This is a genomic window from Curtobacterium sp. VKM Ac-2884 (genome assembly GCF_015350945.1).
In the GTDB taxonomy this organism is placed as follows: domain Bacteria; phylum Actinomycetota; class Actinomycetes; order Actinomycetales; family Microbacteriaceae; genus Curtobacterium.
The window spans coordinates 731,828-754,225 of the sequence record NZ_JADKSA010000002.1; the positions used below are offsets into that span (position 1 = coordinate 731,828).

Annotated in this window: 24 protein-coding genes; 15 read left to right on the forward strand and 9 right to left on the reverse strand. The window is 71.2% G+C overall.

Features of this window, described 5'->3' with window-relative positions; all coding sequences use genetic code 11:
- Positions 1–80: 80 nt before the first annotated feature.
- The 7 genes from ITJ60_RS08115 (at position 81) to ITJ60_RS08145 (ending at position 7,329) form a co-directional block, all read left to right on the forward strand.
- Positions 81–1,418: an enolase C-terminal domain-like protein gene (locus ITJ60_RS08115; protein WP_194647551.1), complete on the forward strand. Its 1,338-nt coding sequence runs from the start codon at positions 81–83 to the stop codon at positions 1,416–1,418.
- A gap of 44 nt (positions 1,419–1,462) precedes the next feature.
- Complete coding sequence (locus tag ITJ60_RS08120) at positions 1,463–2,701, forward strand: ABC transporter substrate-binding protein (RefSeq protein ID WP_228509889.1); 1,239 nt, start codon at positions 1,463–1,465, stop codon at positions 2,699–2,701.
- 107 nt (positions 2,702–2,808) lie between these two features.
- On the forward strand, positions 2,809–3,786 hold the full coding sequence (locus ITJ60_RS08125) for a carbohydrate ABC transporter permease (protein ID WP_194647553.1): 978 nt from the start codon (positions 2,809–2,811) through the stop codon (positions 3,784–3,786).
- A complete protein-coding gene (locus ITJ60_RS08130) occupies positions 3,779–4,696 on the forward strand; it encodes a carbohydrate ABC transporter permease (RefSeq protein ID WP_123936827.1) in 918 nt (305 codons plus the stop codon). Before ITJ60_RS08125 ends, ITJ60_RS08130 begins: the two co-directional genes overlap by 8 nt.
- A gap of 34 nt (positions 4,697–4,730) precedes the next feature.
- A complete protein-coding gene (locus tag ITJ60_RS08135; protein ID WP_111086327.1) occupies positions 4,731–6,056 on the forward strand; it encodes an alpha-L-fucosidase in 1,326 nt (441 codons plus the stop codon).
- Positions 6,056–6,382: an L-rhamnose mutarotase gene (locus ITJ60_RS08140; RefSeq protein WP_111086326.1), complete on the forward strand. Its 327-nt coding sequence runs from the start codon at positions 6,056–6,058 to the stop codon at positions 6,380–6,382. Before ITJ60_RS08135 ends, ITJ60_RS08140 begins: the two co-directional genes overlap by 1 nt.
- Positions 6,379–7,329: an aldo/keto reductase gene (locus ITJ60_RS08145; protein ID WP_194647554.1), complete on the forward strand. Its 951-nt coding sequence runs from the start codon at positions 6,379–6,381 to the stop codon at positions 7,327–7,329. Before ITJ60_RS08140 ends, ITJ60_RS08145 begins: the two co-directional genes overlap by 4 nt.
- A gap of 94 nt (positions 7,330–7,423) precedes the next feature.
- On the opposite strand, the gene ITJ60_RS08150 is transcribed toward ITJ60_RS08145, so the two are convergent.
- From ITJ60_RS08150 to ITJ60_RS08175, 6 genes are all read right to left on the reverse strand, one after another.
- Positions 7,424–7,702, reverse strand: a complete 279-nt coding sequence (locus ITJ60_RS08150; RefSeq protein WP_123936825.1) for a GlsB/YeaQ/YmgE family stress response membrane protein — start codon at positions 7,700–7,702, stop codon at positions 7,424–7,426.
- A gap of 96 nt (positions 7,703–7,798) precedes the next feature.
- Positions 7,799–8,476: a FadR/GntR family transcriptional regulator gene (locus ITJ60_RS08155; protein ID WP_111086323.1), complete on the reverse strand. Its 678-nt coding sequence runs from the start codon at positions 8,474–8,476 to the stop codon at positions 7,799–7,801.
- 87 nt (positions 8,477–8,563) lie between these two features.
- Positions 8,564–9,391 (reverse strand): SDR family NAD(P)-dependent oxidoreductase, encoded by an 828-nt coding sequence (locus tag ITJ60_RS08160; RefSeq protein WP_194647555.1) that lies wholly within the window; start codon positions 9,389–9,391, stop codon positions 8,564–8,566.
- Entirely contained in the window at positions 9,391–10,260 is an 870-nt protein-coding gene (locus ITJ60_RS08165) for a fumarylacetoacetate hydrolase family protein (protein WP_194647556.1), read from the reverse strand. The genes ITJ60_RS08160 and ITJ60_RS08165 overlap by 1 nt, the downstream gene beginning before the upstream one ends.
- A gap of 42 nt (positions 10,261–10,302) precedes the next feature.
- Positions 10,303–11,142, reverse strand: a complete 840-nt coding sequence (locus ITJ60_RS08170; protein WP_194647557.1) for an amidohydrolase family protein — start codon at positions 11,140–11,142, stop codon at positions 10,303–10,305.
- Positions 11,143–11,298: 156 nt separating this feature from the next.
- The gene (locus ITJ60_RS08175; protein ID WP_194647558.1) at positions 11,299–11,574 is read right to left on the reverse strand and encodes a glutaredoxin family protein; all 276 of its coding nucleotides are present in this window, start codon (positions 11,572–11,574) and stop codon (positions 11,299–11,301) included.
- 49 nt (positions 11,575–11,623) lie between these two features.
- Between ITJ60_RS08175 and ITJ60_RS08180 the strand changes: the two genes are divergently transcribed.
- From ITJ60_RS08180 to ITJ60_RS08205, 6 genes are all read left to right on the forward strand, one after another.
- Complete coding sequence (locus ITJ60_RS08180; RefSeq protein WP_194647559.1) at positions 11,624–13,312, forward strand: adenosylhomocysteinase; 1,689 nt, start codon at positions 11,624–11,626, stop codon at positions 13,310–13,312.
- Positions 13,309–14,745 carry an amidohydrolase family protein gene (locus ITJ60_RS08185; protein ID WP_416371906.1) on the forward strand — a complete coding sequence of 479 codons (1,437 nt, stop codon included), beginning with the start codon at positions 13,309–13,311 and terminating at the stop codon, positions 14,743–14,745. The genes ITJ60_RS08180 and ITJ60_RS08185 overlap by 4 nt, the downstream gene beginning before the upstream one ends.
- Positions 14,742–15,248 carry a cupin domain-containing protein gene (locus ITJ60_RS08190; protein WP_228509890.1) on the forward strand — a complete coding sequence of 169 codons (507 nt, stop codon included), beginning with the start codon at positions 14,742–14,744 and terminating at the stop codon, positions 15,246–15,248. Before ITJ60_RS08185 ends, ITJ60_RS08190 begins: the two co-directional genes overlap by 4 nt.
- An 82-nt stretch (positions 15,249–15,330) precedes the next feature.
- On the forward strand, positions 15,331–16,152 hold the full coding sequence (locus tag ITJ60_RS08195; RefSeq protein WP_194647560.1) for an ABC transporter substrate-binding protein: 822 nt from the start codon (positions 15,331–15,333) through the stop codon (positions 16,150–16,152).
- Between the two features lie 4 nt (positions 16,153–16,156).
- Complete coding sequence (locus tag ITJ60_RS08200) at positions 16,157–17,035, forward strand: amino acid ABC transporter permease (protein ID WP_194647561.1); 879 nt, start codon at positions 16,157–16,159, stop codon at positions 17,033–17,035.
- Positions 17,032–17,808 carry an amino acid ABC transporter ATP-binding protein gene (locus tag ITJ60_RS08205; protein WP_194647562.1) on the forward strand — a complete coding sequence of 259 codons (777 nt, stop codon included), beginning with the start codon at positions 17,032–17,034 and terminating at the stop codon, positions 17,806–17,808. The genes ITJ60_RS08200 and ITJ60_RS08205 overlap by 4 nt, the downstream gene beginning before the upstream one ends.
- Positions 17,809–17,955: 147 nt before the next feature.
- On the opposite strand, the gene ITJ60_RS08210 is transcribed toward ITJ60_RS08205, so the two are convergent.
- The gene (locus ITJ60_RS08210; RefSeq protein WP_194647563.1) at positions 17,956–18,921 is read right to left on the reverse strand and encodes an NAD(P)H-quinone oxidoreductase; all 966 of its coding nucleotides are present in this window, start codon (positions 18,919–18,921) and stop codon (positions 17,956–17,958) included.
- A 114-nt stretch (positions 18,922–19,035) separates the two neighbouring features.
- Here ITJ60_RS08210 and ITJ60_RS08215 point away from each other — a divergent pair, with 114 nt between their 5' ends.
- Together ITJ60_RS08215 and ITJ60_RS08220 are read left to right on the forward strand one after the other, a co-directional pair.
- The gene (locus tag ITJ60_RS08215) at positions 19,036–19,446 is read left to right on the forward strand and encodes a hypothetical protein (RefSeq protein WP_123293354.1); all 411 of its coding nucleotides are present in this window, start codon (positions 19,036–19,038) and stop codon (positions 19,444–19,446) included.
- Positions 19,446–19,931: a hypothetical protein gene (locus ITJ60_RS08220; RefSeq protein WP_194647564.1), complete on the forward strand. Its 486-nt coding sequence runs from the start codon at positions 19,446–19,448 to the stop codon at positions 19,929–19,931. The genes ITJ60_RS08215 and ITJ60_RS08220 overlap by 1 nt, the downstream gene beginning before the upstream one ends.
- 77 nt (positions 19,932–20,008) lie before the next feature.
- Here ITJ60_RS08220 and ITJ60_RS08225 read toward each other — a convergent pair whose 3' ends face one another.
- On the reverse strand, positions 20,009–20,887 hold the full coding sequence (locus ITJ60_RS08225; RefSeq protein ID WP_123312106.1) for an aldo/keto reductase: 879 nt from the start codon (positions 20,885–20,887) through the stop codon (positions 20,009–20,011).
- Positions 20,888–21,045: 158 nt separating this feature from the next.
- Positions 21,046–22,293 carry an FAD-dependent oxidoreductase gene (locus tag ITJ60_RS08230; RefSeq protein ID WP_194647565.1) on the reverse strand — a complete coding sequence of 416 codons (1,248 nt, stop codon included), beginning with the start codon at positions 22,291–22,293 and terminating at the stop codon, positions 21,046–21,048.
- Between the last annotated feature and the right edge of the window lie 105 nt (positions 22,294–22,398).

Genomic DNA, 22,398 nt, shown 5'->3' on the forward strand with positions numbered 1-22,398 from the left:
AGAGTTCTCTTGACGCGCGAGACATCCGATGTTTTGATTGCCTCGTTCGGTCGACGGAGACCGGACGGCAGGAGACACGAATGAGCCGCATCACCGGTCTGCACGTGCGCGACATCCGCTTCCCGACCTCTCGGGAGCACGACGGATCCGACGCCATGAACCCCGCGCCCGACTACTCCGCCGCGTACGTCGAGATCACGACCGACGCCCTGGACGGACACGTCGGTACGGGCTTCGTGTTCACGATCGGCCGCGGCAACGAGGTGCAGGAAGCCGCGATCGCCGCCCTGCGTGGGCACGTCGTCGGTGCCGACGCCGAAGCGGTCCTCGCCGACATGGGCGGCACCTGGCGTGCGATGGTCCACGACTCGCAGCTGCGCTGGCTCGGCCCGGAGAAGGGCGTGATGCACATGGCGATCGGCGCCGTGGTGAACGCGCTCTGGGACCTCCGGGCGAAGCGCGCGGGGCAGCCGCTGTGGGCGCTGCTGGCCGACCTGAGCCCCGAGGAGCTCGTCGACCTGGTGGACTTCCGGTACCTCACCGACGCGATCACCCCGGCCGAGGCGCTCGAGCTGTTCCGGGCCGCCGAACCGCACCGTGCGACCCGTCGGGCCCGGCTCGAAGCGCAGGGCTACCAGGCGTACACGACCACCCCGGGCTGGCTCGGCTACGACGACGAGAAGCTGGCGCGCCTCTGCCGCGAAGCCGTCGACGAGGGGTTCACCCAGATCAAGCTCAAGGTCGGCGGCGACATCGACGAGGACGTCCGCCGGATGGGCATCGCCCGCACCACGGTCGGCCCGGACATCCGCATCGCGGTCGATGCCAACCAGCGCTGGGACGTGGACGAGGCCGTGACCTGGATCGAGCGGCTGCGCCCGTTCGACCTCGCCTGGATCGAGGAACCGACGAGCCCCGACGACGTCCTCGGGCACGCCGAGATCGCCCGGCGCATCGCCCCGATCCCGGTCGCGACCGGCGAGCACATGGCCAACCGGGTGATCGCGAAGCAGCTCATCCAGGCCGGCGCGATGAGCGTGCTGCAGATCGATGCCACCCGGGTCGCGGGGGTCAACGAGAACCTCGCGATCCTGCTGCTCGCCGCGAAGCACGGCGTCCGGGTGTGCCCGCATGCCGGCGGGGTCGGCCTCTGCGAGGCGGTGCAGCACCTGTCGATGTTCGACGCCGTCGCGCTGACGGGCGACCTCGACACCCGCTGCATCGAGTTCGTCGACCACCTGCACGAGCACTTCGTGACCCCGGTGGACGTCCACGACGGCCGCTACTGGCCGCCGACCGCTCCGGGAGCCGGCACCGAGATGCTCGCCGACTCCCTCGACGCCTACGCGTTCCCGGACGGCCCGGCCTGGGCCGTGGTCGACACCGAGACGGTCCCCGACGCGGTCCGCGTCGCCTGATCCCACCCCACACACCCCATCACCACGACGAAGTGGAGACTCCGATGCAACGACGACGCATCATCACCGGGCTCGCGGCAGCAGCTGCCGCGGCCCTCGTGCTCACCGGCTGTTCCTCCGGCAGCAGTGCCGGCGGAAGCCAGTCGAAGGACGCCCTGACCTGGTCCATGTGGATCGCCGGGAAGGAGGACAAGGCCGCCTGGCAGAAGGTCGCCGACACCGTGAAGACCGAGGACGACATCACCCTGACGATCCAGGGCGCGCCGTTCGAGAACTACTTCACGAAGCTCAGCACGCAGTTGAGTGCCGGCGGCGCCCAGTGCGTCGTGAGCATGCAGTCGCTCCGCACCGCGAACTACACGTCGTCGCTGCTGCCACTCGACGACCTCGCGAAGAAGGACGGCACCGACCTGTCCGCGTTCGACAGCACCGCGCTCGACGGCATGAAGGTCGACGGGAAGCTCTACGGCCTGCCCTACGACACCGGCCCCATCATGATGTTCTACAACAAGGACGTCTTCACGAAGGCCGGGGTGGCCGAGCCGAAGCCGGGGTGGACCGTCGACGACTTCGAGGCGGCGGGTGCCGCGCTCAAGGCGAAGGGCATCACCATGTTCGGTTCGACGGTCGGCGACCTCAACCTCGAGTCGATGGTCTACGGCTACAACGGTGGCCGGGTGATCACGTCCGACGGTGAGCTCGACGCGTCGAACGCGAAGTTCGCGGACGGCCTCGACTGGCTCTCGACACTGGTGGAGAAGGGCTACGCGACGCAGGCGTCGTCGGACTCGTCGACGCCGGGCAACGACTTCGCCGCCGGCAAGGTCGCGATGTACACCGACGGTCCGTGGTCGCTCATCAGCCAGAAGGCCAAGGTGAAGTTCGACCTCGGGGTCACGACGCTCCCCGCGGGGACGTCCGGTCCGTCGACCTTCGCCGCCGGCTCCGGCTTCGGTGTCTCGAAGCAGTGCAAGTACCCGGAGCAGGCGTTCAAGGCCGTCCAGACGATGACCAGCGAGAAGGTCCTGACGTCGCTCGCCGAAGCGGGACGGGCCTTCCCCGGCCGCACCGCTGCCCAGTCGGCGTGGTACTCGAGCGCCGGCATCGACGGCGCCGAGGCCGCGCTCAAGGCGGGACTCGCGAAGTCGTCGCCGCTCCTCGGGAACAAGCAGAGCGACCAGCTGTCACAGCTGTTCACGCAGTACGCGCTGCAGGCGGTGAACGGGCAGACCTCCGGCAAGGAGTCGATGTCCTCCATCGCCGGCCAGCTCGGTACGCAGTGACCAGCTGAACCAGTGATCGGACGGGAGGCCCGTTGCGGTCCCGCCACGGGCCTCCCGTCCGATCCATCCCTTGTTCAGGACCGCGCGAACGACGAGGAGGTCGTCGCATGACCACCATCCAGGACCCACCGGCCGAAGCGGCCGTCCCCGCGGTCGCGACCGCGGTCGCGGTCGGAGCCGCCACCCCGCGGCGGAAGGACGGCGAGGACACGAGCGCGCTCGGGCGCCGCTCCTGGTGGGGTGCCGCGTTCGCGGCACCGCACTCGATCGGACTCGTCGTCTTCACGGCGTTCCCGATCATCGCCTCACTCGTCGTCAGCTTCATGAACTGGCCCATGCTCGGCGAGCGCAGCTGGGCCGGCATCGAGAACTACGCCCGGCTCTTCGCCGACCCGGTCTTCCGCACCGTCGCACTCAACACGGCGCTGTTCGTGGTGCTCTACGTGCCCCTCAACCTCGTCGTGTCGCTCGGGCTCGCCGCCTGGCTGACACCGCGGATGGCCGGCCGGCACGTCTTCCGCGTCCTGTTCTTCATCCCGACCATCACGCCGATCGTCGCGAACGTCGTGGTCTGGCGGATGCTGTACCAGCCCGGTGGGGCGATCGACGCGTCACTGCAGTCCACCGTGGGCGTGCACGCGCCGAACTTCCTCGCCGATGAGCACTGGGCGATGCTCGCCATCGTCGCGATGAGCGTCTGGCAGGGCTTCGGCTACAACATGCTGATCTTCTCGGCGGCGCTCGACGCCGTGCCGGAGAACCAGATCGAGGCGTCGCAGCTCGACGGCGCGAACGCCTGGCAGACGTTCTGGGCCATCAAGTTCCCGCTCATCTCGCCGTCGGTGTTCTTCGCGACGATGATGACGCTGATCACCTCGTTCCAGGTGTTCGTGCAGCCGTTCGTCCTCACCAAGGGTGGGCCGGGCACCGCGACGGAGACCCTCGTGCAGTACATCTACAACACCGGCTTCCAGAACCAGCAGCTCGGTCTGGCCTCGGCCGGCGCCTGGGTGCTGTTCGTCATCATCCTCGGGATCACGGCCGTCCAGTTCCTCGGGCAGAAGCGGTGGGTGCACTATGAGTGAAGCGGTCCGCGGGCACGTCGGTGCCACCACGTCGAACCGGACGGTCAACCCCCGAGCCGTCGCCAGGACGAAGTCCGCGCCACGACCGGGGCGGGTCCGGCACGCGATCGGGTACGCCCTGCTCTGCCTCGTCACGCTCCTGTTCGTCTCGCCGCTCATCTACATGGTCGCGACGAGCCTCAAGCCCGCCGACCAGGTGTTCACCACCCCGCCGACGCTCTGGGGTCGCTCGCTCGAGTGGGACAACTACGTGCAGGCGTTCACCTACCTGCCGTTCGCCCGCTTCATCCTCAACGGCGTGTTCGTCGCGGCGGTCGGGACGGCGATCAACGTCGCCGTGGCCGTGCTCTCCGGGTACGCGTTCTCACGGTTGCGCTGGCGCGGCCGGAACACGGTGTTCCTGCTGTTCCTCGTCACGCTGATGATCCCGCAGGACGTCCTCGTCATCCCGATGTACGTGATGATGCAGGGCTTCGGCTGGGTCGACACGTTCCAGGCACTCATCATCCCGTGGGCGTTCACGGCCCTCGGCGCGTTCCTGGTCCGGCAGTTCTTCCTGACCGTGCCGCAGGAACTCGACGACGCCGCCCGGGTCGACGGGGCCGGCGCGATCCGGACCTTCTTCTCGGTGATGATGCCGCTCGCCCGACCGACCATGGCCGTCCTCGCGGTGTTCTCGTTCATCTCGTACTGGAACTCGTTCCTCTGGCCCCTCGTCATCGTCAACGACGTCGAGGCCCGCGGCACCATCCCACTCGGCCTGCAGCAGTTCTTCGGCCAGCAGGGCTCCGAGTGGAACCTCGTGATGGCGGCGTCGGTGATCTCGATGCTGCCCACCGTGATCCTGCTCGTCCTGCTGCAGAAGCACCTCGTCAAGGGCATCGTCACCAGCGGCCTCGGCGGCCGGTGACACCCCTCCCCCCTCTGAAAGGAACACTGGCCTCATGACCATCACCGCACCTGCAGAGCCGCAGACCGCGACCGACGCGAGCGGCCTGCCCGCCTGGTTCACCCACGACCGGTTCGGCATGTTCATCCACTGGGGGCTGTACGCCCTGCCGGCACGGCACGAGTGGGTGAAGAACCGCGAACGGATCACCGACGCCGACTACCAGAAGTACTTCGACCACTTCGACCCCGACCTGTTCGACGCCGCCGACTGGGCCCGCCGTGCTCGCGAAGCCGGCATGAAGTACGTCGTGCTCACCACGAAGCACCACGAGGGCTTCTGCCTCTGGGACAGCAAGCTCACCGACTACAAGTCCACGAACACCCCCTTCGGCCGCGACATCGTGCGCGAGTTCGTCGACGCCGTCCGGGCCGAGGGGCTGCGGGTCGGCTTCTACCACTCGCTCATCGACTGGCACCACCCGGACTTCACCGTCGACGGCGTGCACCCCCGGCGCGACGACTCGCCCGAGGAGATCGAGGCGTTCAACCAGGGCCGCGACATGTCGCGCTACCGGGAGTACCTGCACGGGCAGGTCGAGGAGCTGCTCACCGACTACGGGCAGGTCGACTACCTGTTCTACGACTTCTCGTACCGGGACAACGACCACGAGGACATCTGGGGCGGCAAGGGTCGCGACGACTGGGGGTCCTCGGAACTGCTCGAACTGACCAGGCGGCTCCAGCCCGGCATCATCGTCAACGACCGGCTCGACCTGCCGGGTGACATCGTCACCCCGGAGCAGTACCAGCCGGACAAGCCGATGGAGGTCGACGGCGCCCAGGTGCCGTGGGAGGCCTGCCAGACGCTCAACGGGTCGTGGGGCTACGACCGCGACAACGTGAACCTCAAGCCCGTCGATCTGCTCGTCCGCATGCTCGTCGACGGCGTCTCGAACAACGGGAACATGCTGCTCAACATCGGCCCCACCGGCCGCGGCGAGTTCGACGGGGTCTCGCGTCAGACCCTCGACGGCATCGGGACGTGGATGCACCAGCACGCCCGCTCCGTCTACGGTGCCGGACCGTCGTCGTTCGTCGCGCCGCGCAACACCGTGTACACGCAGAACGGCAACCGCCTGTACCTGCACCTGTTCGCGTGGCCGTTCGAGCACGTGCACCTGCCCGACCTGGCCGGTCGTGTCGCCTACGCCCAGCTGCTCAACGACGCGTCGGAGCTGCACTTCCGCGAGATCCCGCCCGGGACCCGTGCGCAGAACACCGGGCTCGGCGGGCAGCCGGCGGGGACGCTGACGCTCACGCTGCCGATCGTGCGACCGGACGTCGCCGTGCCGGTGGTCGAACTGTTCCTGCGCGACTGATGCAGCGCATCCTGTCGAGGACCCGACTGCGGGCGGGGAACGAGGCCGCGTACGACGCCGTGCACGCGTCGATCCCGCCCGCGCTCGCGGCCCGGCTGCGTGATGCCGGGGTGCACGACTGGACGGTGTGGCGGGACGGGCAGGACCTGGTCCACCTCATCGAGGTCGAGGACTACCGCGCGATGCGCCGGGCGCTCGCCGACGACCCGGTCAACGCGGAGTGGCAGGAGACCATCAACCCGCTGCTCGAGGCCGACGACGACTACTCGGGGAACGACGACGGCGTGCCGCGGGTCTGGTCCCTGGCGGACCAGGTGGACGCATGACGGACCTCGACCGCGGCCCGTTCTGGTTCGGCGGCGCCGGCATCGGCAACCTGCTGCGGACGGTGTCCGACGACGAGGCCCGTGCCACCGTCGACGCGGCGTGGGACGCCGGCGTGCGCGGGTTCGACACCGCGCCGCACTACGGCCTCGGGCTGTCGGAGCGACGACTCGGGGCGGCGCTCGCCGACCGTCCGCGCGATTCGTTCCTGGTGTCGACGAAGGTCGGGCGGGTGCTCGTCCCCGGGCGTGGCGACGGGGACGACCTGGCCTCCGGCGGGTTCGCGGTGCCGAACGACACCGTGCGGCAGTGGGACCCGTCGCCGTCGGGCGTGCGGCGGTCACTGGACGAGTCGCTCGGGCGGCTCGGACTCGACCACGTCGACGTCGCGTACCTGCACGACCCCGACGTGTACTCGCTCGAGGACGGCCTGACGCAGGCGTTGCCGACGCTCGCCGAGCTGCGGGACGAGGGCGTGGTCCGTGCCGTCGGCGTCGGGTCGAACTCGGTCGAGGCCCTCGACGCCGCGGTGTCCACCGGGCTGTGCGACGTGGTCATGCTCGCAGGGCGGTACACGCTCCTGGAGCAGCCGGCTGCGAAGCTCGTCGCACGGTGCGCCTCGCTCGGTGTCGCGGTCGTCGCGGTCGGGGTCTACAACTCGGGACTGCTCGGGCAGGACCGGCCGGACGCCACCGCGACGTACGACTACGCCACGGCCCCGGCAGCACTCGTCGCGCGGGCGAACGCGATCGCCGACGTCTGCGAGCGGCACGGCGTCACGCTGCCCGAGGCGGCGCTGGCGTTCCCGCGTCGTGCTGCTGCGGTCGCCGCGATCGCCCTCGGCGTGCAGTCCGCCGAGCAGGTGCGCTCGAACGTCGCCCGGGCCGCGGCCGTGGTGCCGGAGGCCCTGTGGGACGACCTCCGCGCAGCGGGCCTGCTGCGCGACTGACGGACCTGCCGAAACGACACCAGGTTCCGGACACCGCACCAGGCGTTTCCGCGGTGCTGTGTCCGGAACCTGGTTCCGGCGGGGGTGCTGGTGCTTAGCGGGTCTTGGCGCTGCGACCCGAGAAGCGGATGTAGATGATCAGCACGATGATGGCGCCGATGATCGAACCGATGATGCCGGCCGGCTGGAAGAAGCCGTCCATCGGGTCGTGCTGGAAGATCAGGAACCCGAGGAACCCGCCCACGAACGAGCCGATGATGCCCAGCAGGATGGTCATGGGGATCGAGATGTGCTGCTTGCCGGGGACGACGAGCCGGGCGATGGCGCCGGCGATGAGTCCGACGATGATCAAGCTGATGATGAGACCGAGCACGGTTTCCTCCTCGTGGGTGCGGTTGCCGCGGCATGGTTGCCGGAGTCAGGGCCGACGACCGACACAACACCCACCCACCTGCACGCGTTCTCGGTTTCAGTCGAGGGAGCGCCGCAACCAGCGCTCGACGCCCTCGACGTGCGACACCACGAGTGCCTGCACGAGCTGCGGATCCCGGCGTCGGATGGCGTCCACGATGGCGGCGTGCTCGTCGAGGGTGCGTTGCACCGAGCCGTTCTGCGTCAGCCCTCGCCAGACCCGCACCCGCACGGTCTTGCTCGACAGCGCGTCGAGCAGCCCGGACAGGTACTGGTTGCCGCCGATGCCCGCGATCGTCGAGTGGAACAGCAGGTCGTGGGCGACGAGGTCCTCGACGCCGGTGTCCTCGCCGACGGACTGCATGAGCGTGGCGAGCTCGTCGATCTGCTGCTCCGAGGCCCGCGCGGTCGCCAGGACGGCGGACGCGGGCTCGAGGATGCGGCGGACCTCGAGCAGGTCGACGAGTGACCGGTCGTGGTGCATGTCGACGACGAACGACACCGCCTCGAGCAGCACGCCGGGTTCCAGCGACGTCACGTAGGTGCCGTCGCCGCGTCGGACGTCGAGCACGCGGATGAGTTCGAGGGCCTTCACCGCTTCGCGCAGGCTGTTCCGGGACAGGCCGAGCGACTCGCTCAGTTCCTTCTCGGGCGGGAGGCGCTGCCCGGGTTGGAGCTCACCGCTCACGATCATCTGCTGGATGCGTGCGATCGCATCGTCGGTCAGCGACGCCACGTCACCACCTCCTGATCCCGGCCAGCTCGCGGACGCGAGCCGACAGGTCGACGATAGCCGGGCCTCCCGGTCGTCACGGCCCGACCATCAGGCGGGCCGCAGCCGGAGGGCCTGCATCCCGCCGTCGACGGCCAGGTCGACGCCCGTCGTGGACCGGGCGAGCGGGCTCGTCAGGTAGGCGACCGCCTCGGCGACCTCCTCCGCCTGCACGAGCCGGCCGTGCGGTTGCCGGGCCTCGAGCGCTGCGCGTTCGGCGGCCGGGTCGCCCGCGGTGGACAGCAGCCGCGCGACCCAGGGGGTGTCGGCGGTGCCGGGGTTGACGGCGTTGACGCGGATGCCCTCGCGGATGTGGTCGGCGGCCATCGCGCGGGTGAGGGCGGCGATCGCGCCCTTGGTCGCCGAGTAGAGCGCTCGCTGGGGCAGCCCGGCGGTGGCGGCGATCGAGCAGGTGTTCACGATGCTCGCGTTGCCCGACGCCCGCAGGTGGGGGAGCGCGGCCCGCGACAGCCGGACAGCGCCGAGGACGTTGACCTCGTACACGCGGCGCCACTCGTCGTCGTCGTTGTCCTCGACCGAGCCCTGTGCGCCGATGCCGGCGTTGTTGACCAGGACGTCGAGGCCGCCGAGATGCTCGACGGCGGTGGCGACGGCGGTGCGGACCGAGGCGTCGTCGCTGACGTCGCACGGGACCGACAGCAACCCCTCGACGGTCGACGGCTGGAGGTCGAGCACGGCGACCGTCGCACCGCGGTCCTGCAGGGCGGCGGCGATCGCTGCGCCGATGCCGGACGCGCCCCCGGTGACGATGGCACGCACACCGTCGTGGCTGCCGGCGCTGCCGGTGCGGCCGGAGCCGGTGCCGCCGGTGCTGCCGGTGCTGCCGGTGCCGCCGGTGCTGCCGGTTGCGTCCGCCATCAGGCTGCTCCGACCGTCTGGCGCTGCGAGCCGAGCCCGTCAGCGGTGAGCTCGACGACGTCGCCGGGCTGCAGGTAGGGCGCGTGTCCGGCCAGCGCGACGCCCGCCGGAGTCCCCGTACTGATGACGTCACCGGGGTACAGCACCATGAACTGCGACAGGTACCGGACGATCTCCACAGGACGGAAGATCATGTCGGCGGTGGTGCCGTCCTGCCGGACCTCGCCGTTGACGGTCAGCCGGAGCGCGAGTGCCGCGGGGTCGAGGCCGGCGGTGGCGAGCGACCCGGGCGTCACCAGCCACGGCCCGAGCGGGTTGAAGGTCTCGCAGGACTTCCCCTTGTCCCACTGCCCACCGCGTTCGAGCTGGAACGCCCGCTCGGACACGTCGTTCGCGATCGCGTAGCCCGCGATGGACGCTTCGGCCTCCGCATCGGTCTCGCAGTACCGAGCCGTGCGGCCGATGACGATCGCGAGCTCGATCTCCCAGTCGGTCTTCGTGCTGTTCCGGGGGATCAGGACCTCGTCGTCGGGGCCGATCACCGTCATCGGGTCCTTCATGAACACGATCGGTTCGGTGGGGATGTCGGCGCCGGTCTCGGTGGCGTGGTCGCGGTAGTTCAGGCCGATGCAGACGACCTTGCCCGGGCGTGCGATCGGCGCTCCGCGCCGCATGCCGTCGGCCCGGTCCCGGCCGATGATCGTCAGGTCGCCGGCGCTGCGCGCGTGGTCGACACGGCCGACCGGGTCCGAGGCCAGGAAGGCCCCGCTGATGTCACCGGTGATCGAGCGGAGGTCGAAGACCTCGCCGTCGGTGTCGATGGCCACGGGGATCTCGCTCCCCGCCGGGCCGAGTCGTGCGAACTGCATCGTTCCTCGCTCTCCGGCTGCGCCAATGCAGCCAGAAACATCCTATGTCTGCGTGGTCCTCGGGACAAGGTAGATGCGCGCCGCGGTGCCGCCGAAGACGGCGTCGTGCTCGGTCGTCGACAGGTCGGCGAGGGCCTCCGTCGTCCGCTGCACGACCTCGGCGTACCCGGTCGCCAGGGTCGACACCGGCCAGTCCGAGCCGAACAGCGACCGCTCGGGACCGAACTGCTCCACCGCCTCGCGCACGTACCGGTCGACCGGGCGGTCGCGCCATTCCGGGCCGGCTTCGGTGAACAGGCCGGAGACCTTGCACGTCACGTTCGGGCGTGCGGCGAGGTCGGTCATCCGTCCGCGCCAGGCCGGGTCCCCGCCGTCGATGGACGGCTTGCCGGCGTGGTCCAGCACGAACGATGCGTCGGGGACGGCGTCGACCAGGGCCAGCGCAGCGGCGTGCTCCCGCGCTCGGACGAGGACGTCGAACACCAGGCCGGCACCGGCGAGGGCTCGGACCCCGCGGGCGACGTCCGGGCGGCCGAGCCAGTCCGGGTCCGGTTCGTCCTGCGCCAGGTGCCGGATACCGACCAGGCGATCGCCGCCCGGGAGCGCACGGACGGCGGCGATCCGGTCCGCCACGTCCGGCGCGGTCAGGTCCACCCAGCCGATGACGCCCGCGACGGGGGCGGGCTGCTCGAGGAGCCAGGCGGTCTCACCCGGATCGTGCACGGCCTGCACCACGATGGTCCGTGTCACGCCGGTGTCCTGCGTCGCTGCGCGGAGGTCGTCCACGTCGAACCGGCGGCGGATCGGGGCGACGGAGTCGTCCATCCAGGGGTACGGCCGGTCGGCGGGGTCCCAGAGGTGGTGGTGAGCGTCGATGATCACGCCCTCATGATGCCCGATTCATCCGATGTCCGCCCGGTTCCCCGTCGCCCCGAGACTCGGGGTGGGCGACAGAACTCGGGCTCAGAGCCCCGAGACGAGTCGCTCAGCCCGAGTCTCGGGGCGCCCCGCCCGAGTCTCGGCCGAGCCGGCCGCAGCTCAGACGGCGCCGGAGGCCTCGAGCTCGGCGCGCAGCTCGGCGTCGGACGGCTCGACGAAGTGCTTGCCGTTCGGCAGCACCACGACGGGGATGTTCTTCCGGCCGCTGATCGCCTCGGCCCGGTCGGCCGCCGACAGGTCCTGCTCGACGTCGACGTACTCGTAGTCGACGCCGAGGGTGTCGAGCAGCGCCTTGGACCGGCGGCAGTCGCGGCACCAGCCCGCACCGAACATCGTCACCTTGTCGAACACTTCGGTCGTGGATGCATCGCTCATGCCCAGAGAGTACGTCGGCGGACCCCCGCGCATTCCCTACGATTGGGGCATGCCGCCAGGACCCGACCCCGAGACGCGATCCTGGGCGTCGGCAGCAGTCCGACGCTTCGCCGCGGTCACGAACCTGCTCGTCGCCGCCCGCCGGTTCCGCATCGTCGGTGGCGACCCCCGCGACGCCGCGGCGCTGCACGGCCTGCTCACCGGACTCGGTGCCCGTCCGGCCGCGGAACACGAGCCGATCGACCAGCTCTGGTGCCTCGGTTCCCCCGACGACTCCACCCCCGTCATCGAGCGCGAGGCGGACCGCCCCCGCGGCGCCACGCTCATCGTGATCGACGCCGGCCGGCACCTGCCCGCGGTCGACGAGGACGCCTTCGGCCCCGTCGTCACCGCCCGCCCCGGCGTGCTCGGCGTCCCGATGCTCTCCGACGACGTCTTCCTCGTCTCCACCGGCCGCGACCCCGAGGGCGACCCGGCCGCCGACGCCCGGCTGCGCTGGGCACGACGCTCGATGCCCGTCTCGCGCGCGGTCGCCGCCGAACTCCGCGACGGCGGACTGCTCCGCGGCACCCGCATCGGCGTCGCGATGTTCCTCGAGCCGAAGACGGCGGTGCTGAGCCTGCTCCTCCGCGACGCTGGTGCCGAGGTCGTCGTCTACGCGCACGCCGACGAGACCGACGACGCCGTGGCCGCGTCGCTCCGGGCAACGGGGCTCACGGTGCACGCGAGCAGCACGGCCTCGCTGCCGGAGCAGAAGGCGCTCGCCCTCGCGATGCTCGACACCCGGCCGCACATCCTGCTCGACGACGGTTCCCACGTCATCCGGCTCGCCCACCAGGAGCGTCCGGACCTGCTGCCGACGATGCTCGGCGCGGCCGAGGAGACCACGAGCGGCCTCCGGCCCCTGCGCGTGATGGCGTCGCGGGGCGAGCTCGGCATCCCGGTGGTCGCCGTCAACGACGCCCGCACCAAGACGTTCTTCGACAACCGGTACGGCACCGGGCAGTCGACGGTGTTCGCCGTGCTCGACCTGGTCGACGGCCTCCCGTCCGGTACACACCGAGTGATCTCGGGAGGCGCGGCGGTCGTCGCCGGGTTCGGGCACGTCGGCGAGGGGGTCGCGTTGGTGCTCGCCGCCCTCGGTTTCCGGGTCACGGTCGCCGAGACCGACCCGGTGCGCGCCCTGCAGGCGCTGTTCGCCGGCCACGCCGTCGCGCCGCTCGCCGAGGCCGTGCAGGCCGCCGACCTCGTGGTGAGCGCCACCGGGGTCGCTGACACCATCGACCTGCGCGTGCTGCGCTCGTGCGCGGACGGGGCCGTCGTCGCCGTCGCGGGTGGGGTCGACCACGAGGTCGCGCTCGACGACGCCCGCGCCGCCGGAGCCGGACTGCGGCCAGTGGGTCCGAAGGCCGAGCGCCTCGTGTTCGCCGACGCCGAGGGCGGACCGATCGTGCTCGATCGCGGCGGCTGCATCAACATCACGGCGGCCGAGGGCAACCCGATCGAGATCATGGACCTGTCCTTCGCCGCGCAGCTCGGGGCCGTCCGCATGCTGCTGGAGCGCGGCGACGAACTGGAGCGAGCCGTCGTGCCCATCGATCCCGCGGTCGACGACGCGACCGCCCGCGCGGCGCTCGCCGCGTTCGGAGCGCGCCCCGTTCCTCCCGTCCGCCTTGCCGAAGACCCGGCGGACCGCGACCCGGACGTCCGGACGCGTCGCTTCGGAGACCCCGCATGAGCGAGTCGCGCCCGAGCACCGCGCGCCCGAGCGCCGCGCACCCTCGTGCCGACCACTCCGTCGTCGTGCACTCGGCGCGCGTCGTCGTGCCGATGACCGCGCCCCCGATCGCCGACGGCGCCGTCGCCGTGCAGGACGGCCGCATCCTGCACGTCGGCGACCGGTCCTGGGTCGTCGACCAGCTCTCCGGCTCGGGTGCGACGTTCACCGAACGGCAGTGGCGCGGAGCTCTCCTGCCGGGCCTCGTCAACGCGCACTCGCACCTGCAGTACACCGGCATGGACGGTGTCGGCCGAGGTCAGTACGACGGTTTCGAGGACTGGGCGTCCGCGTTCAACCAGGACTACGCCGAACCGCACGACTGGCGGGCCGAAGCAGCCACTGGTGCCGCAGCCTCGATCCGCGCGGGCGTGACGAGCATCGCGGACATCGTCACCGACATCGAGGCCTCCACCGCGCTCGAGGATGCCGGGCTCGGCGGCATCGCCTACTGGGAGGTGATGGACTGGGAGAACGACGCCTGGCAGTCGCACGGCCGCGACCAGGTGCTCGACGAACTCGCCCGGATCCCGACCACCCCCGGCGCCGGTCTGTCGCCGCACGCGCCCTATTCGCTCGAGGTCGCGCCCCTGCTCGAACTCCCCGACATCGTCCGGCAGCGCGGACTCAGACTGCACCTGCACCTCGGCGAAGCGGCCTTCGAGGGGGAGCGCGTCGCCCTCGGACCCGTCCCCGGTTTCGACGGTGTCGACGGCGTCGGCCACGGCAACGACTGGCACCTGGCGAACGTGCCCTCGTTCCGGGCGCTGCGAGCCCTCGGGTTCGGGGCGAGCGCCACCGCGTTCGTCGACCGACTCGGCGTGCTCGGGCCGGACTGCCACATCGCGCACGGCGTCTACATGACCGCCGCCGACCGCGCGCTCCTCCGCGCCCGTGGCACCGCCGTCGCCCTGTGTCCGCGGTCGAACGCCGTCATCGGCCTCGACCCGCCGCCCGTCGCCGACTACCTGCGCGAGGGCAGCCCGGTCGCCATCGGCACCGACTCGCTGTCGTCGTCGCCGTCCCTCGACCTGATGGCCGACGTCACCGCCCTGCACCGGATCGCCCGCGCCCAGGGCTACGGGCACGGCGACCTGCACGAGCGGCTCCTGGCGGCGGCGACGCTCGGCGGTGCGCACGCCATGGGGCTCGCCGTCGGACCGGACCGCATCGGCCACCTCGCCGTGGGTGCCCGCGCCGACCTGGCCGTCTTCGACGTCGACGCCCGGACCGTGCCCGACGCACTCGCCGAGCTCGTCGAGGACGGTGCCGGTCGGGCAGCCGCCACCGTCATCCGTGGGGTCGTCCGCGCCGTCGACGGCGCGCTGACCGGCGTGCCCACGTCGTCGCCCGACCGCCCTGCCCGCCCTGTCATCCCTGTGGAGGAATCATGACCGAGACCGCACCCCGCCCCGGCATGGCCGCCCGTCGCACCGTCGACGGCGAACTGATCGAGTGGCTCGACGTGCCGAAGCGCGCCATCGCCCTCGGCATGGAACCGCACCCCGAGGGTGGTTGGTACGTCCGCACCTGGACCTCGCCGGCCACGGTGACGACGCCCGCGGGGGACCGCCCCGCCGCGACCTTGATCCACTTCCTGCTGCCCCCGGGCGAGGCCTCGGCCTGGCACCGGGTGTCGAGCGACGAGATCTGGATGTGGCACGGTCCGGACACCGTCGAGCTCGAACTCGGCGGCTCCGGCGATGCTCCCGAGCCCGGCGCGCGGATCACCCTCGGGCCGGACGCCGGACGTGACCGGGTGAACGACGCGCAGGCCTTCGTGCGCGGTGGTGTGTGGCAGCGGACGATCCCGAACGACGGCGAGGTGCTGCTGAGCTGCCTCGTGTCGCCGGGGTTCTCGTTCGAGGACTTCACGATGGCCGACGAGGCCGAGTAGCACCGCGACACCGTTTCGCGTTGGTATCCCACCGCGAAGTACACTTCGACCTGCCCCCACCCCCTCGCACGAAGGCCCGACCGTGACCCGATCCCTCCGCTTCACCCTCGCCGTCGCAACAGCTGCGGTCGCCGCCCTCGCCCTGACGTCGTGCGCTGCCGGCAGCGGCAGCAACGACGACGGCACCGTCACCGACGGCAAGCTGACGATCGCCACCGGCGAGCCGGCGTACTCGCCGTGGATCGAGGACAACAAGCCGGAGTCCGGCAAGGGCTTCGAGTCCGCCGTGGCGTACGCGGTCGCGAAGGAGATGGGCTACGGCAAGTCCGACGTCGTGTGGAAGCGCAGCACCTTCGACAGCGCGATCGCACCGGGCCCGAAGGACTGGGACCTCAACGTCCAGCAGTTCTCGATCGACGCGAAGCGCAAGAAGGCCGTCGACATGTCGAGCGCGTACTACACGACCACGCAGGCCGTGGTGACGACCAGTACCTCGAAGGCCGTCGACGACACGAGCATCGCCGCCCTCAAGAAGGACGCGATCGGCGTCGCCACCGGTTCGACGTCGATCGCCAGCGTGAAGAGCGTGCTCGGGATCACCCCGCAGGTCTTCAACTCGAACGACGACGCCGTGCTCGCGCTGAAGTCGGGCCAGATCGACGCGATCGTCACCGACCTGCCGACGGCGTTCTACATGGCGGCAGCGCAGCTCGACGACGGCACGGTGTCGGCGCAGTTCCCGTCGGACGGCACGGGCGACCAGTTCGGCTTCGTCCTGCCGAAGGGCTCGGAGCTCACGAGCAAGGTCGACAAGGCGCTCAAGACGCTCAAGGACGACGGCACGCTCGAGGACCTGCAGACCAAGTGGCTCTCCTCGGAGACCAACACCCCGGTCCTGAAGTAACCGCATGACCGTGCCAGCAGGCGCCGGTACCCCGGTCGCCGCAGCCGCGCCGAGCCAGGTCGAGGCCGAGCGGCGGCTCTACCGCCGGCAGCGCGGACGCCGGTCGATCGTGCTGTCGGTGGTGTCGACGCTCGTGGTGATCGCGATCGCCTACTTCGGCGTCGTGAACACTCCCGGCTGGGCAGCGGTCCAGCAGTCGTTCTTCGACCCGCAGACCGCGATCGACACCTTCCCGGACATCCTGCTGGGCCTCTGGCTGAACGTCCGGATCCTGTTCTTCAGTGCCATCGGCGTCGCCGTGTTCGGCACGCTGCTCGCAGTGGTGCGGGGCTTGCGGAACCCGGTCTTCTTCCCGCTGCGGATGTTGGCGACCGGGTACACGGACCTGTTCCGCGGCCTGCCGCTCATCATCGTGCTGTACCTGGTCGGCTACGGGATCCCGGGTCTCGGGGTGTTCCCGCGGTTGCCCGCCGAGGTCTGGGGCACCATCGCGATCGTCCTGACGTACTCGTCGTACATCGCCGAGGTCCTGCGTGCCGGCATGGAGGCGGTGCACCCCTCGCAGCGTCTGGCCGCGCGGTCGCTCGGGCTCTCGCACGCCAAGACGCTGCGGCTCGTGGTGCTGCCGCAGGCGATCCGCAAGGTCACGCCGGCACTGATGAACGACTTCGTCTCGATGCAGAAGGACGTCGGCCTGGTGTCGATCCTCGGCGCTGTCGACGCGGTCCGTTCGGCGCAGATCGCGCAGGCCGAGACCTACAACTTCACGCCGTACTTCGTCGCGGGGCTGCTGTTCGTGGTGATCAGCCTGCCGCTGATCCGCGTCACGGACGCGATCGCGCGCCGCCAGCAGCGGCGCGAGCAGATCGGAGGCACCGTATGAGCGAGGTCGGCCAGGAGGCCCGTGGTGCGTCGGGTGCGGACGCTGCGGTCCTCGAACTGCGCGGGTTGCGCAAGGCCTTCGGCGAGCACGAGGTCCTGCGCGGCATCGATCTGACGCTGCACCGCCACGAGGTCATCTGCGTCATCGGGGCGTCCGGCTCGGGCAAGTCGACCCTGCTCAAGACGGTGAACCTGCTCGAGGGCATCGACGACGGCGAGATCCTGCTGCAGGGGACCGACATCGCCGATCCCCGCATCGCCGTCGACGGCGTCCGTGCGCGGATCGGCGTGGTCTTCCAGCAGTTCAACCTGTTCCCGCACATGCGCGTGCTCGACAACGTGACGCTCGCCTCACGGCAGGTGCACGGCGTCGGCCGGGCCGCGGCCGAGGCGACCGCGCGTCGGCTGCTCGAACGGATCGGGCTCGCGGAGTTCGCGGACGCCTACCCGGACCGGCTCTCCGGCGGCCAGCAGCAGCGTGTGGCCATCGTCCGGGCGATCGCGTCCGACCCCGAGCTCCTGCTGCTCGACGAGGTCACGAGCGCCCTCGACCCCCAGCTCGTCGGTGAGGTGCTCGACCTGGTCACCGAGCTGAAGCGGCAGGGGTCGACGATCCTGATGACCACGCACGAGATGCACTTCGCACGGAACGTGGCCGACCGGATCGTGTTCCTGCACCGGGGCGAGGTCGTCGAGCAGGGCGTCCCCGCCGAGGTCCTGGACGCCCCGCAGCACCCGGCGCTGGTCGAGTTCCTCTCCCGCGTCCACGCCTGACCGTTCCGGCGGAGCCGTGGCAGCCGAGCACCGCGCCCCGCGCCCCGCGCCGGCCATCGCGCCCCGGTGTGCGGGGGCGCAGTGTCCGCAGCGGGGCGCGACGTCGACCGGCCAGCTCCGCGACCCGGGCGCAGCCCGCCCGCGCGCCTAGAGCGTCAGCAGCACCTTCCCGACGACCTCGCCGTCGCGGACCTTCCGGTGCGCCTCCTCGACCTCGGCGAGCGGCAGGACGGTGTCGATCACCGGTCGGACGCTGCCGTCGGCGACGAAGGGCCAGACGTGCTCACGGACGGCGGCGACGATCGCGGCCTTCTCGGCGAGCGGCCGGGCGCGCAGGGTCGTCCCGCTGATCGACGCCCGCTTCCGCATCAGCGCGCCGAGGTCGAGCTCGGCGGTGCTGCCGCTGCCCGAGGCGATGACGGCGATGTGCCCGTTGGGGGCGAGGGCCTGCAGGTTCCGCGCCAGGTACGACGGTCCGACGACGTCGAGCACCACGTCGACCCCGACGCCGTCCGTGAACGCGAGCACGCGCTCCACGAAGTCCTCGGTGCGGTGGTCGACCACCAGATCGGCACCCAGGTCACGCGACGCCTGGACCTTTCGGTCACCGCCGCTCGTCGCGATCACCGTGGCACCGAGGGCCTTCGCCCACAGGACGGCGTGCGAGCCCATGCCGCCGGTGCCACCGTGCACGAGCAGGGTCTGCCCGGGGCGGAGTCCGGCGAGCATGCCGATGTTCGAGTACACGGTGCAGGCGGCTTCGGGCAGGCCGGCAGCCTCGACCAGGTCGACCGAGTCGGGGACCGGCAGCACCTGCGTCGCGGGAGCCACGACGAGCGAGGCGTAGCCGCCGCCGGACAGCAGGGCGCACACGCGGTCGCCGACGGCCACCGAGGTCACTCCCTCGCCGAGGGCCCGGACGGTGCCGGAGACCTCGAGCCCGAGGATCTCCGAGGCCCCGGGCGGCGGCGGGTAGTTCCCCGCGCGCTGCTGCAGGTCGGCGTTGTTCACCCCGGCGGCGGCGACCTCGATGAGCACCTCACCCGCGGCGGGCACCGGGTCGGGCAGGTCGGTCACGGACATGGTGGTGTCGTCGAACGTGATGGCGCGCATGCCCTCGACGGTACGCCGGGCGGCCGGTCATCCTGTGAGTGCCCCATGTACGCTCGATGACGGATCTGCACCTCATCCGGGGGAGTGCGGACCGATCGAGGGGGACTCTCCACCATGCCGAAGAACAAGCTCATCGCGCTCGCCACCGCCGGCCTCGCGCTCACCCTGCTCGCCGGTTGCTCGACCGGGCCGTCGAAGGCCGACCAGTGCACCCAGTTCGAGAAGACGGTCAAGTCCGCCGCCGAGGGCGTGCAGTCCGAAGCCGCGAACCTGCAGTCCGACCCGGACGCCGCCGTCACTAAGCTCAAGGAGCTCGACGAGAAGATCTCCGACGGCGTCGACGACCTGTCCGACGACGCCCTGCAGGACAAGGGCGAGGCCTTCGAGGACGCCTACGGCGACCTCGTCGACCAGATCGAGGACATCGCGAAGGACCCGCAGTCGGCCGACGTCTCGGCGCTCACGAAGTCCAGCACCAAGGTGCAGGACGCCGGCAACGCCTTCCAGAAGGAGTGCAACTCCTGATGCGTCGCACCCTCACCGCGGTGACCACGGCGCTCGTCGCCGTGGCGCTGCTTGCGGGCTGCTCCGGCGGCTCGTCCGGCGACGGCGGCTCGACCGACGACGGCGCCTCGGCGGAGACGTCGAAGACGTCCGCACCGTCGAAGACCTCGGCCGCTGCGCCCGCGCAGACGAAGACCGAGGCGTGTGCCCTGGTCGAGAACGAGCTCAAGTCGTTCATCGCCGAGCAGACGTCGTCCTCAGCACCGGCGGACCCCGCAGCACGGGCGAAGCTCGTCGGCGAGTTCACCGACCGTCTCGACGCGGCACTGCCGAAGGTCACCAACGACGACGTCCACGATGCCTTCGAGGACTTCACCGAGGACGCGAAGGAGTACGCCTCGGCGCTCACCTCCAGCGGCTCGAGCGACTCCACCGAGGCGAAGGACGCCCAGACCGACGTGCAGTCCTCGCTGAACGAGGTCTCGGCGGTCTGCCCGAGCAACTAGCCGGACACCAGGTCCCGACACCACGACGCCCCGCAGCTCCGACCGGAACTGCGGGGCGTCGTCGTGCCGGGGACGCCTCAGACGGCCGCCGGCTGCGACGCGTCCAGGCGGGCGACGTCCTCCGGCCGCAGCTTCACGGTCGGTGCGGTCAGCGAGTTGAGGATCGACTGCGGCCGCGAGGCCCCGGGGATCGGGACGACCACGTCGCTCTTCTGCAGCTCCCACGCGAGCGCGATCACCTGCGGGGTCACGCCGCGGTCGCGTGCGATGTAGGCAAAGTCCTCGTAGGCGGTGCCGAGGTCGGCGGCGTTCGCGATGCCACCGAGGGGGCTCCACGGCAGGAACGCGATCCCGAGCTCGTCGCAGAGCTCGAGTTCCGGCTCGCTCGACCGGAACTTCGGCGAGAACTGGTTCTGCACCGAGGCGAGTCGTCCGTCGAGGACCTCGTTCGCCGTCCGGATCTGGTCGGGGTCCGCGTTCGAGATGCCGGCCATCCGGATGACGCCCTCGTCGAGCAGCTCGCCGAGCGCGCCGACCGACTCGGCGTACGGAACGGCGGGGTCCGGACGGTGGAACTGGTACAGGCCGATCGCCTCGACGCCGAGGCGCTTCGCCGATGCCTTCGCCGCCTGCTTCAGGTACTCGGGGTGGCCGTTCTGCGCCCAGGCGCCGGCCTCCGGTCGCAGGTGGCCGCCCTTCGTGGCGATGAGGATCGACTCGGTGTCGCCGTGGAACTCGCGGACCGCCCGGGCGATGAGCTCCTCGTTGTGCCCCACCTCGTCGTGGGCGGCCAGGTGGTACGCGTCCGCGGTGTCGATGAGCGTGACACCGTTCTCGAGCGCGGCGTGGATGGTCGCGATGGACTGTCGTTCGTCGGGGCGCCCCTCGATCGACATGGGCATCCCGCCCAGACCGATGGCGCTGACCGACACGTCTCCGATGACTCGTTGCTTCATGGCCCCAGCATGCGCCGGGGGTGCGCGGTCGCGCACAGGGTGCGTCGCGCAGTGGTGGTGACCGCCCGCCGACCGGGAGGCCCGTGGCGGCCCCGCCCGCGCCTCCCGTCCGCCGTCCGGTCCCGTCCACCGCACCCACTCCGTTCTGCGTCGGTCGCTCAGCGCCGCGCCCAGCTGGGCGCGTGCTCCGGCAGCGGCCCGAACGCGATGCCCCGGGCGTAGAGGCCCCGTGACGGCGGCACGTACCGGGCGAGCAGCACGGGCAGCAGCGGTGGCCCGTCCTGCAGCTGCCCGGCGAAGGCCCTCTCGAACACGACGCGGTGCAGCACGGCCTGCGCCGACTGGACGACCACTGCCGGCGGCCTCCGACGACGCTGCACCGCGGCCAGCGCACCGTCCAGCCCCGCACCACGGAGCCCACGCTGCAACGACGGAACCAGGATCGCGGCCGTCGCCACGGCGTCCTGCACCGCGAGGTTGATCCCCACCCCACCCGCGGGCGACATCGCGTGGGCCGCGTCGCCGATGCACAGCAGCCCCGGCCGCCACCACCGCCGCAACCGGTCCATCCGGACGTCGAGCACGTGCACGTCGTCCATCGACCCGATCGTGTCGACCCGGTCGGCGACGTCCGGACGGAGCCGGGCCACCCGCTCCCGGAAGGCAATGATGCCCTGGGCCCGCAGCGTCGCGTCCGAGCCCTTCGGGGCGAAGTACGCGACCTGGTGGTAGTCGGGCCGCGGGAAGCTCAGAAGCACGTCCTTCCCCGAGAACGCGGGGGTCAGGGCGCTCGCCGCGTCGCCCGACCGCCGGGGGAGCCGGAACCACCAGGTGTCGAACGGCACCGGGAACGCCCTCGGCACGAGCCCCGCTGCCCGGCGCAGGACCGAGTTCCGTCCGTCGCACGCGATCACGACGTCGGCGCGGAGCTCCTCGGGTTCGCCACTGCCGTCGCGCGTGCGGAGGTGGACCCCGGTGACGGTGCCGTTCTCCTCGATGAGCCCGGTCGCCGCGCGGCCCATCGCGATGTCGAACGACGGTTCCTGCCGGGCAGCGGTCACGAGCAGGTCGAGCAGGTCCCACTGCGGCACCATCGCCACGTGGTCGTACGGGGGATCGAGCCGTGAGAAGTCGCCGAGCAGCAGTCGTGACCCGTCGGGCATCGGCAGGGAGAAGTCGTCGAGCCGTGACTGCGGCAGGGCCCGGAAGCGCTCGCCGAGGCCGAGCTCGTCGAGCAGCCGGATCGTCGAGGCGTGCACGGTGTCGCCCCGGAAGTCCCGGTTGAAGTCGTCGTGCTGCTCGACGACGCGCACGGCGATGCCGGCCCGGGCGAGCAGCAGCCCGAGGGCGACCCCGGCGGGGCCGCCACCGACCACCGCGACCGTCGTCCGCGACACCGTCACCATGCCGTGGACGCTACGCCGTGTCGGACGGGAGGCCCGTGGCCGTGTCCGCCACGGGCCTCCCGTCCGTCGCCGCGTCGCCTCTGCCCACGCGACGCGGTGCGACAC

Excerpts from the sequence above, each read along its gene's own strand:
- ITJ60_RS08115 (WP_194647551.1), top strand. The coding sequence starts at position 81 with ATGAGCCGCATCACCGGTCTGCACGTGCGCGACATCCGCTTCCCGACC.
- ITJ60_RS08120 (WP_228509889.1), top strand. The coding sequence starts at position 1,463 with ATGCAACGACGACGCATCATCACCGGGCTCGCGGCAGCAGCTGCCGCG.
- ITJ60_RS08125 (WP_194647553.1), top strand. The coding sequence starts at position 2,809 with ATGACCACCATCCAGGACCCACCGGCCGAAGCGGCCGTCCCCGCGGTC.
- ITJ60_RS08130 (WP_123936827.1), top strand. The coding sequence starts at position 3,779 with ATGAGTGAAGCGGTCCGCGGGCACGTCGGTGCCACCACGTCGAACCGG.
- ITJ60_RS08135 (WP_111086327.1), top strand. The coding sequence starts at position 4,731 with ATGACCATCACCGCACCTGCAGAGCCGCAGACCGCGACCGACGCGAGC.
- ITJ60_RS08140 (WP_111086326.1), top strand. The coding sequence starts at position 6,056 with ATGCAGCGCATCCTGTCGAGGACCCGACTGCGGGCGGGGAACGAGGCC.
- ITJ60_RS08145 (WP_194647554.1), top strand. The coding sequence starts at position 6,379 with ATGACGGACCTCGACCGCGGCCCGTTCTGGTTCGGCGGCGCCGGCATC.
- ITJ60_RS08160 (WP_194647555.1), bottom strand. The coding sequence starts at position 9,391 with ATGGCGGACGCAACCGGCAGCACCGGCGGCACCGGCAGCACCGGCAGC.
- ITJ60_RS08165 (WP_194647556.1), bottom strand. The coding sequence starts at position 10,260 with ATGCAGTTCGCACGACTCGGCCCGGCGGGGAGCGAGATCCCCGTGGCC.
- ITJ60_RS08175 (WP_194647558.1), bottom strand. The coding sequence starts at position 11,574 with ATGAGCGATGCATCCACGACCGAAGTGTTCGACAAGGTGACGATGTTC.
- ITJ60_RS08180 (WP_194647559.1), top strand. The coding sequence starts at position 11,624 with ATGCCGCCAGGACCCGACCCCGAGACGCGATCCTGGGCGTCGGCAGCA.
- ITJ60_RS08185 (WP_416371906.1), top strand. The coding sequence starts at position 13,309 with ATGAGCGAGTCGCGCCCGAGCACCGCGCGCCCGAGCGCCGCGCACCCT.
- ITJ60_RS08190 (WP_228509890.1), top strand. The coding sequence starts at position 14,742 with ATGACCGAGACCGCACCCCGCCCCGGCATGGCCGCCCGTCGCACCGTC.
- ITJ60_RS08200 (WP_194647561.1), top strand. The coding sequence starts at position 16,157 with ATGACCGTGCCAGCAGGCGCCGGTACCCCGGTCGCCGCAGCCGCGCCG.
- ITJ60_RS08205 (WP_194647562.1), top strand. The coding sequence starts at position 17,032 with ATGAGCGAGGTCGGCCAGGAGGCCCGTGGTGCGTCGGGTGCGGACGCT.
- ITJ60_RS08210 (WP_194647563.1), bottom strand. The coding sequence starts at position 18,921 with ATGCGCGCCATCACGTTCGACGACACCACCATGTCCGTGACCGACCTG.
- ITJ60_RS08215 (WP_123293354.1), top strand. The coding sequence starts at position 19,036 with ATGCCGAAGAACAAGCTCATCGCGCTCGCCACCGCCGGCCTCGCGCTC.
- ITJ60_RS08220 (WP_194647564.1), top strand. The coding sequence starts at position 19,446 with ATGCGTCGCACCCTCACCGCGGTGACCACGGCGCTCGTCGCCGTGGCG.
- ITJ60_RS08225 (WP_123312106.1), bottom strand. The coding sequence starts at position 20,887 with ATGAAGCAACGAGTCATCGGAGACGTGTCGGTCAGCGCCATCGGTCTG.
- ITJ60_RS08230 (WP_194647565.1), bottom strand. The coding sequence starts at position 22,293 with ATGGTGACGGTGTCGCGGACGACGGTCGCGGTGGTCGGTGGCGGCCCC.